At 63.0% G+C, this 15720-nt stretch carries 14 protein-coding genes and 1 riboswitch; of the genes, 7 read left to right on the plus strand and 7 right to left on the minus strand.

The window, feature by feature from the left end; translation table 11 throughout:
• The first annotated feature begins 339 nt into the window (after window positions 1-339).
• Window positions 340-419, plus strand: a riboswitch (ZMP/ZTP riboswitch).
• Between the two features lie 17 nt (window positions 420-436).
• From ABLV52_RS06775 to ABLV52_RS06785, 3 genes are all read left to right on the plus strand, one after another.
• Window positions 437-1069, plus strand: coding sequence for a LysE family translocator (locus tag ABLV52_RS06775; protein ID WP_023289802.1), 633 nt, complete (start codon window positions 437-439; stop codon window positions 1067-1069).
• Window positions 1070-1290: 221 nt separating this feature from the next.
• The gene (mrdA, locus tag ABLV52_RS06780) at window positions 1291-3201 is read left to right on the plus strand and encodes a penicillin-binding protein 2 (RefSeq protein WP_348890196.1); all 1911 of its coding nucleotides are present in this window, start codon (window positions 1291-1293) and stop codon (window positions 3199-3201) included.
• A 109-nt stretch (window positions 3202-3310) separates the two neighbouring features.
• Window positions 3311-4048: a glutamine amidotransferase gene (locus tag ABLV52_RS06785; RefSeq protein ID WP_023289800.1), complete on the plus strand. Its 738-nt coding sequence runs from the start codon at window positions 3311-3313 to the stop codon at window positions 4046-4048.
• Here the strand turns inward: ABLV52_RS06785 and pqqF are convergent.
• The 7 genes from pqqF to ABLV52_RS06820 form a co-directional block, all read right to left on the minus strand.
• The gene (gene pqqF / locus ABLV52_RS06790) at window positions 4045-6330 is read right to left on the minus strand and encodes a pyrroloquinoline quinone biosynthesis protein PqqF (RefSeq protein ID WP_348890197.1); all 2286 of its coding nucleotides are present in this window, start codon (window positions 6328-6330) and stop codon (window positions 4045-4047) included. The genes ABLV52_RS06785 and pqqF overlap by 4 nt on opposite strands.
• A complete protein-coding gene (gene pqqE, locus ABLV52_RS06795) occupies window positions 6330-7472 on the minus strand; it encodes a pyrroloquinoline quinone biosynthesis protein PqqE (RefSeq protein ID WP_348890198.1) in 1143 nt (380 codons plus the stop codon). Before pqqE ends, pqqF begins: the two co-directional genes overlap by 1 nt.
• Window positions 7459-7737: a pyrroloquinoline quinone biosynthesis peptide chaperone PqqD gene (pqqD, locus tag ABLV52_RS06800; protein ID WP_044523416.1), complete on the minus strand. Its 279-nt coding sequence runs from the start codon at window positions 7735-7737 to the stop codon at window positions 7459-7461. The genes pqqE and pqqD overlap by 14 nt, the downstream gene beginning before the upstream one ends.
• A 2-nt stretch (window positions 7738-7739) precedes the next feature.
• Window positions 7740-8495: a pyrroloquinoline-quinone synthase PqqC gene (gene pqqC / locus ABLV52_RS06805; RefSeq protein WP_023289796.1), complete on the minus strand. Its 756-nt coding sequence runs from the start codon at window positions 8493-8495 to the stop codon at window positions 7740-7742.
• A complete protein-coding gene (gene pqqB, locus ABLV52_RS06810) occupies window positions 8489-9415 on the minus strand; it encodes a pyrroloquinoline quinone biosynthesis protein PqqB (RefSeq protein ID WP_048297569.1) in 927 nt (308 codons plus the stop codon). Before pqqB ends, pqqC begins: the two co-directional genes overlap by 7 nt.
• Before the next feature lie 54 nt (window positions 9416-9469).
• Window positions 9470-9541, minus strand: coding sequence for a pyrroloquinoline quinone precursor peptide PqqA (gene pqqA / locus ABLV52_RS06815; protein WP_002905689.1), 72 nt, complete (start codon window positions 9539-9541; stop codon window positions 9470-9472).
• A gap of 136 nt (window positions 9542-9677) precedes the next feature.
• Window positions 9678-10697 (minus strand): dipeptidase, encoded by a 1020-nt coding sequence (locus ABLV52_RS06820; RefSeq protein WP_348890199.1) that lies wholly within the window; start codon window positions 10695-10697, stop codon window positions 9678-9680.
• Window positions 10698-10939: 242 nt separating this feature from the next.
• Between ABLV52_RS06820 and ABLV52_RS06825 the strand changes: the two genes are divergently transcribed.
• The 4 genes from ABLV52_RS06825 to ABLV52_RS06840 all read left to right on the plus strand — a co-directional run bounded on the left by ABLV52_RS06825 (window position 10940) and on the right by ABLV52_RS06840 (window position 15392).
• Window positions 10940-11932 (plus strand): alpha/beta hydrolase, encoded by a 993-nt coding sequence (locus ABLV52_RS06825; RefSeq protein WP_348890200.1) that lies wholly within the window; start codon window positions 10940-10942, stop codon window positions 11930-11932.
• 86 nt (window positions 11933-12018) lie between these two features.
• Window positions 12019-12759 carry a response regulator gene (locus tag ABLV52_RS06830; protein WP_017900551.1) on the plus strand — a complete coding sequence of 247 codons (741 nt, stop codon included), beginning with the start codon at window positions 12019-12021 and terminating at the stop codon, window positions 12757-12759.
• The gene (locus tag ABLV52_RS06835) at window positions 12756-14099 is read left to right on the plus strand and encodes an ATP-binding protein (protein ID WP_050534070.1); all 1344 of its coding nucleotides are present in this window, start codon (window positions 12756-12758) and stop codon (window positions 14097-14099) included. Before ABLV52_RS06830 ends, ABLV52_RS06835 begins: the two co-directional genes overlap by 4 nt.
• A gap of 102 nt (window positions 14100-14201) precedes the next feature.
• The gene (locus ABLV52_RS06840; RefSeq protein ID WP_049013690.1) at window positions 14202-15392 is read left to right on the plus strand and encodes a cytochrome c biogenesis protein CcdA; all 1191 of its coding nucleotides are present in this window, start codon (window positions 14202-14204) and stop codon (window positions 15390-15392) included.
• Window positions 15393-15720 lie beyond the last annotated feature (328 nt).

Genomic DNA, 15720 nt, shown 5'->3' on the forward strand with positions numbered 1-15720 from the left:
GGCTCCGTTTGCTTTTGTGAATGCCGTTACGATATACACTGCTACCAATAAGCGATATTTGAATGAGTCTACGGATTTAATAGCTAATTCCGTTCAACGAAGGGCGAAACACCCTCTTATATGCCCTGGCGGATCCAGGGGTAAAAAATAAACCTCATCATTAACCATAGTCGTAACGAGACGGCAAAGGAAACGATCTGTGTCAAACGGGCAGAAGGAATGCTAATTGTTTGAGATATGACAATTTTACTATGAGAAAAGGATGAGGGTTTTCCGCTGCGCGAGCGTAACGAATGCCCGACGCAGGGGTTGTTGGCAGACACAGAATAAGCTAATACTTAGACACCATGTGACTGGCGCTAAAGACAGAATACTGTTGGGGAGCATGGTCAACGTCGCCGCGCGCCTGGGCATTACCGCTATCTGGAGATAAGTTATGCCTGAATTAGCTTCATTAATGGCCTTTGCCGCGGTGGCGCTGGGATTAGTGTTAACCCCTGGCCCCAATATGATGTATCTCACTTCGCGTTCGATTTGCCAGGGAAAACGCGCTGGCTTTATCTCCCTTGCCGGGGTGGCCGTGGGTTTTTTCTTCTATATGTTGTGTGCCGCTTTCGGCATTACCGCGTTGGTTTTCGCGGTCCCTTATGCCTACGATGCATTGCGTTTGTGCGGGGTCGCTTATTTGCTCTATCTGGCGTGGCAGGCGATTAAACCGGGAGGGCGGCCGATATTCGCGGTGCGCGACTTACCCGCCGACAGTGGACGTAAGCTGTTTCTGATGGGATTTATCACCAGCCTGGCGAACCCCAAAGTTGCCATCCTGTATTTGTCCCTGCTGCCGCAATTTATCACCCCCGGACTCGGCAGCGTGCTCAGCCAGTCGTTGATATTAGGCTGTACCCAGGTATTAATCAGCGTGGCGGTGAACGGCCTGATTATCTTGCTGGCCGGGCAGGTGGCGCTTTTTCTTGGTCGGCGGCCGGGCTGGCAACAATTTCAACGCTGGCTGATGGCGACGGTACTGGCCGGGATGGCGGTTAAGATCGCTTTTGAGGCCAGAAAATAACCGGGTTTACCGGGGAAAGGGGAGCCAGCGAGACCTGTCGCTGGCCAACCTCGCGCCCTGATGCCTTTCTCCCACAGGGAAAGGCTCTCCACGCTCTAACATGCTGAAACATTTCTGCCAGATCATTAGCAACCTTTCAGTAGGGCTAACGCCGCGATAAGGCTATGCTTCCCGGCCGTTACGCCGTTGGTTTTTCCCGTGATCCAGGTGATGTACCGCTAATGCCCCTTTTGAGAGATGAAATTCGCGACCACTCCGCGGAAGAGATGCTGTTTATCCGCCGGGCCGCAATCGCCTTTCTGCTGGTGGTGGTCTGCTTTGGCGTGCTGATTTTCAACCTCTACCATCTGCAGGTGGAGCAGCACGATTTCTACCAGACCCGCTCCAACCAAAACGATATCAAAATGCTGCCCATTGCCCCCAGCCGCGGGCTGATATTCGATCGCAACGGCATTCCGCTGGTGCAGAATATTACCCTGTATCGCCTGCAGGTGATCCCGAGCAAAATTCCCGATATGGCCGCGCTGCTGCAAAGCCTGACGCCGATTGTCGACCTGACGCCGGACGACATCGCCAGTTTCCGCGACGATATGCACCACAGCAGCCGCTATAAAGCGGTTACCCTCAAGTCCGACCTCAGCGACGTAGAGGTGGCCCGCTTCGCGGTCAACGAATTCCGTTTCCCCGGGGTGACGGTGGAGAGCTACCAGCAGCGTGAATACCCCTACGGCGCAGAGCTGGCGCACGTGGTGGGCTATGTGTCGAAAATCAACGACAGCGACCTGCAGCGGCTGGCGAAAGACGGTGAAGAGGAGAACTATGCTGCCGACCACAATATCGGCAAGCAGGGGATCGAAGGCTATTACGAAAAAGCGCTCCACGGCACCACCGGCTACCAGGAGGTGGAGGTGGATAACCACGGCCGGGTGGTACGTCTGCTGAAAGAGGTACCGCCGGTGGCCGGGAAAAACCTCTACCTGACCCTTGACCTGCACCTGCAGCAGTATATTGAGTCGGTGCTGAAGGGGCAGCGCGCGGCGGTGGTGGTGGTCGATCCTCGTGATGGCGGGGTACTGTCGATGGTCTCCAGCCCCAGCTACGATCCTAACCCGTTCGTCAAAGGCATCGGCTATCAGGCCTATAAATCGCTGCTGGATAACCCCGACCGACCGTTAATCAACCGTGTCACCCAGGGGCTGTATCCCCCGGCCTCGACGGTGAAGCCCTATATGGCGCTCTCGGCGCTCTCCGCGGGCGTGATCACGCCGAATACCACCTTCTTCGGGGCGCCGACGTGGACGCTGCCGGGCACGCAACGCCGCTATCGCGACTGGCTGAAAACCGGCCACGGCATGCTCAACGTCACCAAAGCCATTGAAGAGTCCGCAGACACCTTTTTCTACCAGGTTGCCTTCGAGATGGGTATCGACCGGATCCATGAGTGGCTGAGCAAGTTCGGCTACGGCCAGTCTACCGGCATCGATCTCAATGAGGAGTATGCCGGGGTGCTGCCGAGCCGGGCGTGGAAGCAGCGGGTGCATAAAAAGCCCTGGTATCAGGGGGATACCATCTCCGTCGGCATCGGCCAGGGATACTGGATCGCCACTCCCATCCAGATGGTGAAAGCGCTCACCACGCTGCTGAACAACGGCAAGGTGCAGGATCCGCATCTGCTCTATTCGATGAAGCAGGGCAATCATGTGGAACGTTATCAGCAGCCGGCGAACCTGCCGCAGGTCGGCGATCCGAAATCCCCGTACTGGGGCATTGTGCGCAACGGCATGTATGGGATGGCGAATCTGCCCAACGGCACCGGCTATAAACTGTTCCATACCGCGCCGTATCAGATCGCGGCAAAGTCCGGGACCTCGCAGGTGTTCAGTCTGAAGCAAAACCAGACCTATAACGCCAAAATGATCCCGGTGCGTCTGCGCGACCACATTTTCTATACCCTGTTTGCCCCTTATCAGCATCCGAAGGTGGCGATGGCACTGATCCTGGAGAACGGCGGCGGGGACGGGGTGGTGGCCGGACCGACGGCGCGCGCCATCCTGGACCATATTTTTGTCCCGCAGCAGGCGCCGGCGGCGGCCGCCGACGTGCCGCAGCGGGAGAGCGCGGACGCCCAGTAAGCGGCAGGACTTATTCCGCAGGCGCATCGTTCATAGAAATTGGTTATTTGTCCCCTTATCTTCCCGGCGGCATAGTATTTTTAAGGAACATGACGAGTGAGGAGGAAGGGTGACACGTAAGCGATTATTGCTGGTTCAGACCGGGACGCCCCCGGCAGCCATCCGCGAGGAGCATGGCGATCTGCCGCGCTGGTTCCGCACGCTGCTGGCACCATGGCAGGCGCAGCTCACCGCGGTACGGGTGTTTGAGGACGAGCCGCTGCCGGCGCCGGATCGCCAGACGGTGGCGGTGCTGACCGGCTCCTGGGCGATGGTTTCCGACCGCCTGGCGTGGAGCGAACGGACCGCCGACTGGATCCGTCAGGCGGTGGCTATCGGCATGCCGCTGTTCGGCGTTTGCTATGGCCATCAGCTGATGGCTCATGCCCTGGGTGGCGAGGTGGCGTATCATCCAGCCGGACGGGAAAGCGGCAGCCAAACCGTTTCGCTATCGCCGTGGGGTGTCGACGACCCGCTGCTCCGGGACCTGCCGGCCGCCTTTCCCGCGCATCTGAGCCATATGCAGACCATTACCCGCCTGCCGGAGGGGGCCACGGTGCTGGCCGCGTCCGCTCACGACCCCCACCAGATCGTGCGCTACGGGCCGCATGCGGTCTCCACGCAGTTTCACCCGGAATTCACCGCGCCGATTGCCCGCGCGCTGATCCGCTACCGGGAGGCGGTGCTGCAGGCAGAGGGCATCGACCCGCAGCGGTTATACGATGAGGTGCAGGAGAGCCCGCAGGCCGCGGCAATCCTCACGCGCTTCGTCAGCGCCTTTCTGCCCCCTGATGCACCCGGCCATTAATCCCCTGCAGTGAATAGCACCCGCCAGCGGCGACGCCGGCGGGACATCTCGTGGGCCAGGTCGACGACCGCTTCGACGCGCAGCGCGTCAGCCGCCTGCGCCGTCAGCTCCGGTAAAGCATACTTCTGACGCAGGGCGGCCAGCGCCTGCGCCTCGGGCGGCGTCCGGGCGCGGACCTGTGCGGCCAGGCGCTGCTGTAGCGGCCTGAAGGCCGCCTCATCCAGCGGCGGCAGCTGGCGCAGAAAGGTTTTGCAACAGCGCAGCAGTTCCACGGCGCGGCGATCCGGGGACTGGAGCGCCATCAGCAGCCCGTCGCGATCGGCGACGCGCTGATAGCGACAGCTCACCACATAGCCAATCTGCTGCTCTACCCGCAGGCGCTGGAAGAAGAGCGGTTCGCAGCGCTGCGCCAGCACCCGCAGAGCCGCCAGCGAGGCGCCATCCGGCAGCGGAATAAAGACCAGCAGCGCCGTATCGCCCCCGGGGAAAGCCAGCCGTTCGACGCCGCGCCGGCAGGGGCCGGGGAGGCTGCCCGGCGGGTTGACCGGGACGGTAAGCAGGCTCAGCTGGCGCGCGACCCACCGCGCATCCTCCGCGCTGCCGCCGGCCAGGGCCGCCAGCCAACCAGCCTGATGCTCTGATGTGGCCAACCGTTCGGGGAGCTGGGCCATGAGATGACGGATAGCAATACTCTCCGGCGGCGGGGTCAGCGGGTCGGCCGGGAGCGCGAGCTGCCGCACGATGGCCTGCAGAATAGCCTCCGGCCGCCGGCCGGCAGCTGGCATCTGCAGGAGCAGCTGCCAGCTGCCGTCGAAACGATGCCACTCGCCGTGGCCACCGGCGTGGCGCAGCGCGGCGAGCAGCGGGCGCAGCTGTTCCCCGCGCGCCCGCCCCTCGGCCTGAGTGGGCGAGCAGGAGAAGGGCGGTCGGAGCAGGAGCCTCGGCGGCTCTCCCGGTAACGGGAGGTGGAGCAGCGGCGCGGCTTGCTCCGGGCTTTCGGCCACGAGGCCGCCAGCGGCTTGCGGATAAAAAGCCAATTTCAGCGCCGGGGCAGTGACCGGGCGGCGGCGCCAGCGGCTGAGCGGCAGGCTAAAGCCCTGGGTTGCAACAGGCTCCCCTGGGGAAAGGGTCTGGCAGGCCAGGCTGACCGTAGGGGCGGCCTGCAGGGCGGCGCAAAAATCGGCGAACCCGGCGGGCGGCGCGCCGGGGGCAAAGCCGAATGCCCGCTGGCGCAGCTGATCGAGGGGCGACAGCGCCTGAAAACGGCGCCGGGAGAGCTGATAGTAGTGTTGCTGCTGGTCTGGCGTCGTCCGCTGTAGCGCCTGCAGCCAGTGGGTTATCTGCCGGTCGACCTGTTCCGGCTGGTCGCTGGCGAAGACCAGCGCCAGCCAGCCGAGGTGCCGATCCTGATACAGCCAGTTCAGCGCTACCTCTTGCGCCTGACCACGCTGGCGCAGCCCGGCCATCAGGCTGCCGGGGGCTTCATCGAGCAAAAACTCGCGCAGTAAGGTGACGTTGTCACTTAAGGCGATCAGCGGACAGCGCCACAGGGCGGGCTGGGCGTCGACCGCCAGCTGCAGTTCAGTGGTCTCGTCCAGGCGCAGCGGCGGCGCCGGCGGCGGAGCCTCGCCTGCGGCAAGCCCGGCGGCGAAACGGACCGCCAGCTCGCCGAGCGCCTCCAGCGACTGCGGCCCCTGCAGCCAGAGCTGCATCCGCCGGGCGACGTAATGGGTGTGGTGAAAATCGCGTAAGGCCGTCTGCAGTGCAGGGAGATCGCCCGCCAGCGCGTCGGCGCTGCCTACCTGAAAGCGGCGAAACGCCGCGGGCGCGCTGGCGGCGTGACGCACGGCGGCTTCCCGGCGCGACGGCTCATGCTGCTGGATAAGGCGGTACTCGGCGTCAATCACCGCCACTTCGCGCTGAATATCTTCCCTGAGCAGCCGCGGCGCCTGCAGCATCTCCTGTAGACGCGCGACACCGTCAGCCAGACCATCGGCGGCGACCTCGAAAAAGAACGCGCTATGGCGGGCCAGGGTGGTGGCATTCACGCTTCCGCCCTGGCGCTGCACCCAGCCCATCAGCCGGTCATCATCCCGGTAGCGCTCACCGCCGTAAAACAACAGGTGTTCCAGCAGGTGCGCCAGCCCGGGGAAGCGCGAGGGTTCGTGGTGGCTGCCGACGGCGACCCGCGCCAGGGCCGCCGCGCGTTCGGCCTGCGGCTGATGGACCAGGGTGGCCTGCAGGCCGCCCGGCAGCGTGACGGTGCGGGTCGCCAGCGTCATTACAGGTCCCGGGTTTTGTAGATCAGCTGCGAGCTGGCCCGGTTGCGGAACTGCAGCTGGCTGACTTTTATCTCGCTGCAGGCCGCTTCGCGCCGGGCGTCGAGGATTTTGTGATGATGCGGAGATTTGCTGCACACCGGGTCGGCGTTATCGGCGCTGCCGGTCAGCATAAAGGCCTGGCAGCGGCAGCCGCCGAAGTCTTTCTCTTTTTCATCACAGGAGCGGCACGGCTCCGGCATCCAGTCATACCCGCGGTAACGATTGAAGCCGAACGAGTCATACCAGATCGACTCCAGACTCTGCTCCAGCACCGACGGAAACGCCACTGGCAGCTGGCGCGCGCTGTGGCACGGCAGGGCGGTGCCTTCCGGGGTGACGCTGAGGAAAATCGATCCCCAGCCGCCCATGCAGCCTTTCGGCCGCTCTTCGTAATAGTCCGGGGTGACAAACAGCAGGTTGGTGAGGTTGCCGCTGGCGGCCATTTTCTGCCGGTAGTCGGCGACCACCTGCTCGGCGCGGGCGATCTGCTCCCGGGTCGGCAGCAGCCCCTCGCGATTGAGGAACGCCCAACCGTAAAACTGGCAGGTGGCCAGCTCAACGTCATCCGCTTCCAGCTCAATGCACAGCGCGATAATTTTATCCAGCTGATCGATGTTGTGCCGGTGCAGAACGAAGTTGAGCACCATCGGATAGTCGCGCGCTTTCACCGCTCTGGCCATCGCCAGCTTCTGGTGGAAGGCTTTTTTGTTGCCGGCCAGCGCGGCGTTGAGCACTTCATCGCTGGCCTGGAAGCTAATCTGGATATGGTCCAGCCCGGCCTCGCTGAAGGCGTCGAGTTTGCTCTCCGTCAGCCCTATCCCGGAGGTGATCAGGTTGGTATAAAACCCGAGGTCGCGCGCGGCGCGGATCAGCTCCGGCAGATCTTTACGCGTCAGCGGCTCGCCGCCGGAAAAGCCCAGCTGTACGCTGCCCATCGCCCGCGCCTGGCGAAAAACCTCGATCCATTGTTCGGTGGTCAGCTCTTTTTCCTGTTGGGCGAAGTCCAGCGGATTCGAACAGTAGGGGCACTGCAGCGGGCAGCGATAGGTTAGCTCCGCCAGCAGCCACAGCGGCGGATTGACGGCGGGTTTACGCTGGCTCACGGCAGGTGATCCACTTCTGTTGACAGGCTATCTGCAGGAACTCGATGACGTCGTCATCAACGCCCCCGGCTTCCGGGAAGCGGTCGTTGAGCATGGCGATAATCGCCGCGACGTCGCGCCGGCCATCCACCAGCTCGAGGATCGCCGCGGCGGTCTCATTGAGTTTGGCCATTCCCTCCGGATAGAGGATCACATGGCTCTCCTGGGCGGCTTCCCACTGCAAGCGGTAGCCGCGACGAAAGGCGACGATGGAGGTTTTTTGCATGATTACACCAGTCGGGTCGTGTGCCAGGCCGCCTTGTCGGTGACCGTATGATAGGGCGGGCGCTGCAGGGCATAGGCCATGGTCATGGCGTCGAGCATCGACCATAAAATGTCGAGCTTAAACTGCAGGATCTCCAGCATCCGGTTCTGTTTTTCAGCGCTGTCGCAGTAGGCCTTCGCCAGCGCCAGGCCATGCTCAACGTCGCGGTTGGCCTGGCTAAGACGGCTGCGGAAGTAAAAATAGCCTTCCTCTTTGATCCACGGATAGTGCTGCGGCCAGCTGTCGAGGCGCGACTGATGGATCTGCGGGGCGAACAGCTCGGTCAGGGAGCTGCAGGCCGCCTCCTGCCAGCAGGCGCGACGGGCGAAGTTAAGATAGGCATCCACCGCGAAGCGCACGCCGGGCAGCACGTGGCGCTCGCTGAGCAGATCGTCGCGGCTCAGACCGACCGCTTCCCCCAGCCGCAGCCAGGCTTCAATCCCACCGTCCTCTCCGTGGCTGCCATCGTGGTCGAGGATCCGCTGCACCCATTTGCGCCGGGTCTGCGCGTCCGGGCAGTTGGCCATGATCGCCGCGTCTTTCAGCGGGATAGTGGTCTGGTAATAAAACCGGTTCGCCACCCAGCCCTGAATTTGCTCGCGGGTCGCGTCGCCGTTATGCATGGCGATGTGGTAAGGGTGGTGAATATGGTAGAAGGCGCCTTTGGCCCGCAGGGCCGCTTCAAAGGCCTGCGGCGACAGCGTGTCGGTGATCAGCATGCGATATCCTGAAGGGTGATAGCCATCCCGTCCCAGCTCACTTCAATCCCCTGCTGCGTCAGCGCCTGACGCTGGGGAGAGCGCTCGTTAAGGATCGGGTTGGTGTTATTGATATGAATAAGAATTTTGCGTTTTGCCGGCAGGGAGGCCAGCAGGGCCATCATCCCGTGCTCATCGCCGAGCGCCAGGTGGCCCATATCGCGGCCGGTATTGCGCCCGACGCCAGCGGCCTGCAGTTCGTCATCCTGCCAGACGGTGCCATCGATCAGCAGACAGTCCGCTTTTTGCAGCCAGGGCAGAATGGTCTCATCCGGCTCACCGAGCCCCGGAGCGTAGAACAGCGTCTGCCCGTTGCGGCGGTTTTCGATAAACAGCGCCACGTTATGGCCCGGCAGCGGCCGGTCGCGATACGGCGAATAGGGCGGCGCGTTGCTGGCGATAGGCACCGCGGTAAACCGCAAATCAGGACAGGCGTCAACGGTAAAAGGCTGCTGCGGCGCGATGGGGTGATGCACCAGGCCGCCGTTCCAGTGGCGCAGCATGGTAAACACCGGGAAGCCGGTGGAGAGATCCTCATGGACCTCCGGGGTGCACCACACCTGATGCGGGCAGCCTTCGCGCAGGCTGAGTAACCCGGTAGTGTGGTCGATCTGGCTGTCGGTGAGAATAATGCCGCCGATATGCGTTCCGCGCAGCACGCCGGTTTTATTTAACTCGGGCGTGTGGGCAATCTGCTGGCTGATATCCGGCGAGGCGTTGCACAGCACCCACTCTTGACCGTTATCGCTGACGATGATCGACGACTGGGTGCGGGCGCTGGCCTGGATCGTGCCGTCGCGCAGACCCTGACAGTTGGCGCAGTTGCAGTTCCATTGCGGGAAACCGCCGCCGGCGGCGGAACCGAGGACTTTAATGAACATGAAGACGGACCGGGTAATGAAAAAAGAGGCCCGCGCGAACGGCGGGCGGGGCGATTAGCGGTTAGAAATGTACAGCGTCACTTCCAGACCGAGACGTAAATCGATAAAAGCAGGTTTCTTCCACATGTTTTGTTCCTCTTAAAAATGACGACAGGCCTCACGGATAATGCAGGATCTGTGACGGCCGCCGCATATTGCGCTTCACCGGGAGAGAGATCAACCCGGAATCTGTAAGGATTTAACTTTATGTTTACAATATAACCTATTGTTGCCAAACATTTTTTAATACCCGCAGCCAGTTACGCCACAGCAGCTTATCCAGCACCAATTGATCATAGCCGCTGTCACGCAAGGCATTGATAAGCCGCGGTAAGCCGGCCACATCCCCCAGCGCGTCCGGCAGGGTGACGCCGTCAAAATCCGAGCCAAGGGCCACATGATCCTCACCCATTATGTTAATAAGATAGTCGATATGCCGGATGATGGTGGCGAAGGGCGTGTCGCTATCGCGCCGTCCGTCGGCGCGCAGGAAGGCGTTGCCGAAATTAACGCCCACTACGCCGCCGCTGTCGCCGATCGCCCGCAGTTGCCGATCGGTCAGATTGCGCGGCTGTGGGCACAGGGCGTGGGCATTGGAGTGGGTGGCTACCAGCGGGGCGGTGGAGTGACGGGCGGTATCCCAAAAGGCCTGTTCATTCATGTGCGAAACATCGATCTGCATCTTCAGGGCGTTGGCCTGGGCGATGAGCGCAATGCCCTCGCCGGTAAGACCCGGCCCGCTGTCCGGACTGCCGGGAAAGGCGCCGGTGACCCCGCAGCCGAAGCGATTGGCGATGTTCCAGAACGGACCTATGCTGCGCACCCCGGCGCGATAAAAGTCCTGCAGATCTTCGCCCTGGGCGTCGAACCCGCCGGCGCCTTCGATGTGCGCCACCATCGCCAGCGCCTTATCCTGACGGCAGCGTTCGATATCCGCCGCGCTCAGGCACAGCCGCGCGCGGCTGGCGTCATGGGCGCAAATCGCCTTGAGGATAGCCAGCTGCTGCCAGAGGATCGTTAATGGGTCCCACGCCTGACTGGCGTACTGGGGCGCCACGCGGGCGATATACGCTTGCGGCGGTACAAAGAGGGCGAACAGGCCGCCGGCCAGACCGCCCTGGCGAATACGCGGATAATCGAGGTGGCCGTTCTCTATCCCGGCAAAGAAGGCGGTCACCGGATCCTCGCGATGGTGAAGCCAGAGATTCAGCAGCAGGTCATTGTGACCATCAAAAATCGCCACAGCGGGCTCCTGGGTTATCAGGTGGTAAAAATGGCTGTCACGGTAGCGGATTTATGCCCGGGGGCAAGCAGAAATTCACAAGCCAGCAACAATTGCCAACATTGATTATGTATCACACTGTATCCCGCGGCGGATCGCTGACATGAAGAGATAAAAACGGCCCCGGTCGGGCACACGGCGGATACAAATTTCCGCTTAACTGGTTACGTACTCTCTTGATGACGATGAAAGGTGATATAGCGATGAACAGATTATCCCTGATCCGGTATACCAGCGCCGCGGCGCTGGGGTTATCCACCCTGTGGTCCGCCGCCGTTTGCGCCGCTGAAGACGCGGGGGCGTTCGACAAGATCCACCAGATCCACGCCGGCGATCTGAATATTGGCTACGTGGATATCGGCCCGCGCGACGGCCAGCCGGTGATTCTGCTGCACGGCTGGCCCTACGATATTCAGAGCTATGCCCAGGTGGCGCCAGCTTTAGCGCAGAAGGGCTACCGGGTGATTGTGCCGTATCTGCGCGGCTACGGCACCACCCGTTTCCTCTCCGCCAGCACGCCGCGTAACGGTCAGCCGTCGGCGATGGCGGCCGATATTGTCCATCTGATGGATGCCCTGAACATCAGGCAGGCGGATCTGGCCGGCTTTGACTGGGGGGCGCGCACGGCGGATATCGTCGCCGCGCTGTGGCCGCAGCGGGTGAAATCCCTGGTCTCGGTGAGCGGGTATCTGATCAGCAGTCAGCAGATTGGCGAAAAACCGCTGCCGCCGCAGGCGGAGCTGTCGTGGTGGTATCAGTTCTATTTTGCCACTCCGCGCGGGGAAGCCGGTTACCGGCAGAACACCCATGACTTTGCGAAATTTATCTGGCATCAGGCGTCGCCGCAGTGGCCATTCAGCGACGCAACCTTTGCCAAAACCGCCCGGGCGCTGGATAACCCGGACCACGTGGCGATCACCATCAGCAACTACCGCTGGCGCCTGGGGCTGGAGAAGGGAGAAGCGAAGTATGCCAGCTATGAACAACGGCTGGCGGCGCTGCCGCCGATTACGGTGCCCACCATCACTCTGGAAGGGGCGAATAACGGCGCGCCGCATCCGGCTCCCGCCAGCTACCGGGCCAAATTTACCGGTAAATATGAGCACCGGGATCTGCACGGGCCGGTGGGCCATAACCCGCCGCAGGAGGACCCGACGGCGTTTGTGCAGGCGGTGGTGGATGCCGATCGTTTGTAACCCGCGCCTTGCCGGCGGCGCGACGTTGCGCTTCCGGCAACACGGCTTATGCTTGTGAAGAGTCTATTTTGCCGCAGGAGCAGCCTTTGGAGCGTATTGACCACATCCTGGTCGTCGATGACGACCGCGACATCCGGGAACTGATTGTCGACTATCTGGAAAAATCGGGATACCGCGCCAGCGGCGCGGCGAACGGCAAAGCCATGTGGTCGGTGCTCAAAAACCATCAAATCGACCTGATTGTGCTGGATATCATGATGCCGGGCGAGGATGGCTTAACGCTCTGTCGCCAGCTGCGCGCAAACCCGCAACAGGATATCCCGGTGCTGATGCTCACCGCCCGCACCGACGACAGCGACCGGATCCTCGGCCTTGAGATGGGGGCTGACGACTATCTGGTGAAACCCTTTGTGGCCCGCGAACTGCTGGCGCGCATCAAAGCCATTTTACGCCGCACCCGGGCGCTGCCGCCCAACCTGCAGATCACCGAGGCGGGCAGGCTGATCGCGTTTGGCGACTGGCTGCTCGATACCGCCGCCCGCCATCTGCTGGACGACAGCGGGGCGATTGTCGCCCTCAGCGGGGCGGAGTATCGACTGCTGCGGGTGTTTCTCGACCATCCCCAGCGGGTGCTGAACCGCGATCAGCTGCTCAATCTGACCCAGGGACGCGACGCCGAACTGTTTGAACGGTCAATCGACCTGCTGGTGAGCCGACTGCGTCAGCGCCTGCGGGAGGATGCCCGGGAGCCGGCCTACATTAAGACGGTGCGCAGCGAAGGCTATGTGCTGTCGGTCCCGGTCTCCATCCGCGAGAGGCATGAATGAGGTTCTGGCCCGCCTCGCTGCAGTCGAGGCTGATGGCGCTGCTGTTTCTGGCGCTGCTGCTGGCGAATACCTTAACCCTGTCGCTGCTGTTTTATGAGCGTATGAGCAGCGCCCGCAGCGTGATGCTGGGCAATCTGGCGTCGGATGTCGCCACCAGCGTGGCGATCCTCGACCGTCTGCCGCCCGCTGAACGCCCGCAGTGGCTGCCGAAGCTGGCGCGCGGCAACTACCGCTATCAGCTGGACGCCGGCGAGCGCGGCGACTATCCGGACAGCTGGCGCGCCCGGGACGCGGCGCGCTCTCTGCAGGAGGCGTTGAGCGCCCAGTATCCGGTGAGTATTGTGGCGATCCCCGGTCCGCGGCAGCATATCCAGGCCCATATTACCCTCCACGATGGCGCCCCCTTAACCCTCGACCTGTGGCCGAAACTACCGCCCATCGCCCGCTGGCTGCCGGTGGTGCTGATCGCTCAGTTTGTCCTCCTGCTGGCCTGCGCCTGGTACGCGGTTCGCCAGGTTCTGCAGCCCATCACTCGCTTTACCCATGCGGTGAATGCGCTTGAGCCGGCCAGCGACACGGCGGGAACCATGGCCGAGCAGGGGCCGGAGGAGGTGCGCCGTGCCGCCCGCGCGTTTAACGCGATGCAGACCCGCATCCACGATCATCTGCAGGAGCGGGCGCGGATCCTCGCCGCCATCTCCCACGATCTGCAAACCCCGATCACCCGGATGAAGCTGCGGGTGGAGATGGCCGACCAGCCTGAACTGCGCGACAAACTGCTGCAGGATCTCGACAATATGACCCGCCTGGTGCGCGAAGGTATCGCCTTCGCTCGCACTTCGCAGCCGCTGGAGGAGGCGCGCCAGCGGCTGAACCTTGACGCCTTTCTCGACAGCATCGCCTGCGATTATGCCGATGTCGGCCGGCCGGTGCGGTTTTGCCCCGAGGCGCGCGCCGGAGTGGTGTGGATCCCACCGCAGGCCCTGCGCCGGGTGATGACCAACCTTATCGATAACGGGCTGAAATTCGGCGCCACGGTAACGGTCGCCCTCAACCGCGACGCCGCCGGGGATATCATCATTCATGTGCTGGATGAGGGGCCGGGGATCCCTGAGGCGTCGCTGCAGGCGGTGCTGCAGCCGTTTTATCGCCTGGAGGACTCGCGCAATCGCGATACCGGCGGCACCGGCCTGGGGCTGGCGATCGCCGCGCAGCTGGTCAGCCAGATGAACGGCACGCTGCGCCTGGCCAACCGCCCGCAGGGCGGTCTGGATGCCAGCGTGCGTCTCGCCGCGCAGGGATTGTATCCTGCTGTATCACCAGCGCAGATAGAAAACTAAGCCGACAATTCTCCCGCTTTCCCGACACATCCGCCCTACATCCCCTTGCTGTAATGTCGTGGCTGCCACCTTCGGCAGCGATGGCATAATGAGGAGAAGGCGATGTCGATATTGATTGCATTTTTGGGCGGGATGTTAACCCTGCTAAGCCCCTGTACGCTGCCGGTGATCCCGCTGCTGTTCGCCAGCGTCCGGGGCCGCCGGGGGCAACTGGCGATCATGCTGGCGGGCATGGCGCTGATGTTTGGCGCTGTGTCGTGGCTGGTGACGGTCGCCAGCGGTTGGGTCGTGAATCTGACGCTGGCTGGGCGCGGCCTGGCGCTGGCGTTCTTCGCCCTTGTCGGGCTGAGCCTGCTTTCGCCGCGCGTCGCGCAGCGGCTGACGTCACCCCTGGTGGCGCTGGGGAATCAGCTTAACGACGCCAGCTCACGCCAGCGCGGCTGGATCGGTTCGCTGCTGGCCGGGCTGGCGGTGGGTCTGCTGTGGGCGCCGTGCGCCGGGCCGGTACTGGGGGCGATACTGAGCCTTGGCTTTGTGCATCCGGGCCAGGCGACCACCGGCGGGTTGCTGTTGGCCTACGGCGGCGGCGGGGCGCTGATGTTATTCCTGCTCGGGTGGTGCGGCGCGGCGTTGATTGCCCGTCTGCGTCGCGGGCTGGCGTTCGGCGAACGGCTGCGCCGGCTGGCGGGGGTGGCGATGCTGGCCTCGGTGGCGCTGATCGCCAGCGGCGGCGACCGCTATTTGCAAAGCGCGGGAGGATGGAGTCAGGCGCTGGAGCAGCGGCTGGCCGCCCGTCTGCCGCAGCCAACGCAGAAAACGGTTCTGCAACCGATCGCGACGCCCGAGCCCAGCAGCGCGATGCCTTCGCTGGCGGGGGGCAGCGCATGGCTCAATAGCCCGGCGTTAACCCCGGAGCGTCTGAAGGGCAAAGTGGTGCTGGTGGACTTCTGGACCCGGGAGTGCATCAACTGTCAGCATACCCTGCCTTACGTGCGCGACTGGGCGAACAAATACCGCGCGGCCGGGCTGGTGGTGATTGGCGTCCATACCCCGGAATATCCCTGGGAGCGTTCGCTACCGCTGCTGCGCGAGGCGGTGAAGGCGTGGCGGATAACCTACCCGGTGGTGGCGGATAATGAGTACGCCATCTGGAATGCCTTCGGCAATCAGTACTGGCCGGCGCATTACATTTTCGACGCACGTGGGCAACTGCGCTATACCGCCTTCGGCGAAGGGGATTATGCCCGCCAGGAGCAGGTGATCCAGCAGCTGCTGCAGGAGAGCAAAGCCTGACCCGTGGACGCCGGTAACTGCCGGACGGTTCCCTTTATCCCTTATGCCCATTGCCGGGCGGCGCTGCGCCTGCCCGGCCTGGGGGGGTACGGAGCCGCGCGTAGGCCCGGTAAGGCGCAGCCGCCACCGGGCATCGAAGCGGGAACGGCGCAGAATGCTCATTGCCGGGCGGCGCTACGCCTGCCCGGCCTACAGGAGCGCGCAGGGTGAATGTAAGCCCGGTAAGGCGCAGCCGCCACCGGGCGTTGAAACGGGAAGGGTGCTGGATGCCTGTTGCCGGGCGGCGCTACGCTTGCCCGGCCTACAGGAGCGCGCAGGGAGAATGTAG

Source organism: Klebsiella sp. GB_Kp056 (assembly GCF_040064755.1).
In the GTDB taxonomy this organism is placed as follows: domain Bacteria; phylum Pseudomonadota; class Gammaproteobacteria; order Enterobacterales; family Enterobacteriaceae; genus Klebsiella; species Klebsiella quasipneumoniae.

Coding starts and splice junctions, on each gene's coding strand:
- ABLV52_RS06835 (WP_050534070.1), top strand. CDS start 12,756: ATGAGGTTCTGGCCCGCCTCGCTGCAGTCGAGGCTGATGGCGCTGCTG.
- pqqF (WP_348890197.1), bottom strand. CDS start 6,330: ATGACGCTGGCGACCCGCACCGTCACGCTGCCGGGCGGCCTGCAGGCC.
- ABLV52_RS06825 (WP_348890200.1), top strand. CDS start 10,940: ATGAACAGATTATCCCTGATCCGGTATACCAGCGCCGCGGCGCTGGGG.
- pqqC (WP_023289796.1), bottom strand. CDS start 8,495: ATGCTGATCACCGACACGCTGTCGCCGCAGGCCTTTGAAGCGGCCCTG.
- mrdA (WP_348890196.1), top strand. CDS start 1,291: ATGCCCCTTTTGAGAGATGAAATTCGCGACCACTCCGCGGAAGAGATG.
- pqqB (WP_048297569.1), bottom strand. CDS start 9,415: ATGTTCATTAAAGTCCTCGGTTCCGCCGCCGGCGGCGGTTTCCCGCAA.
- pqqD (WP_044523416.1), bottom strand. CDS start 7,737: ATGCAAAAAACCTCCATCGTCGCCTTTCGTCGCGGCTACCGCTTGCAG.
- ABLV52_RS06775 (WP_023289802.1), top strand. CDS start 437: ATGCCTGAATTAGCTTCATTAATGGCCTTTGCCGCGGTGGCGCTGGGA.
- ABLV52_RS06840 (WP_049013690.1), top strand. CDS start 14,202: ATGTCGATATTGATTGCATTTTTGGGCGGGATGTTAACCCTGCTAAGC.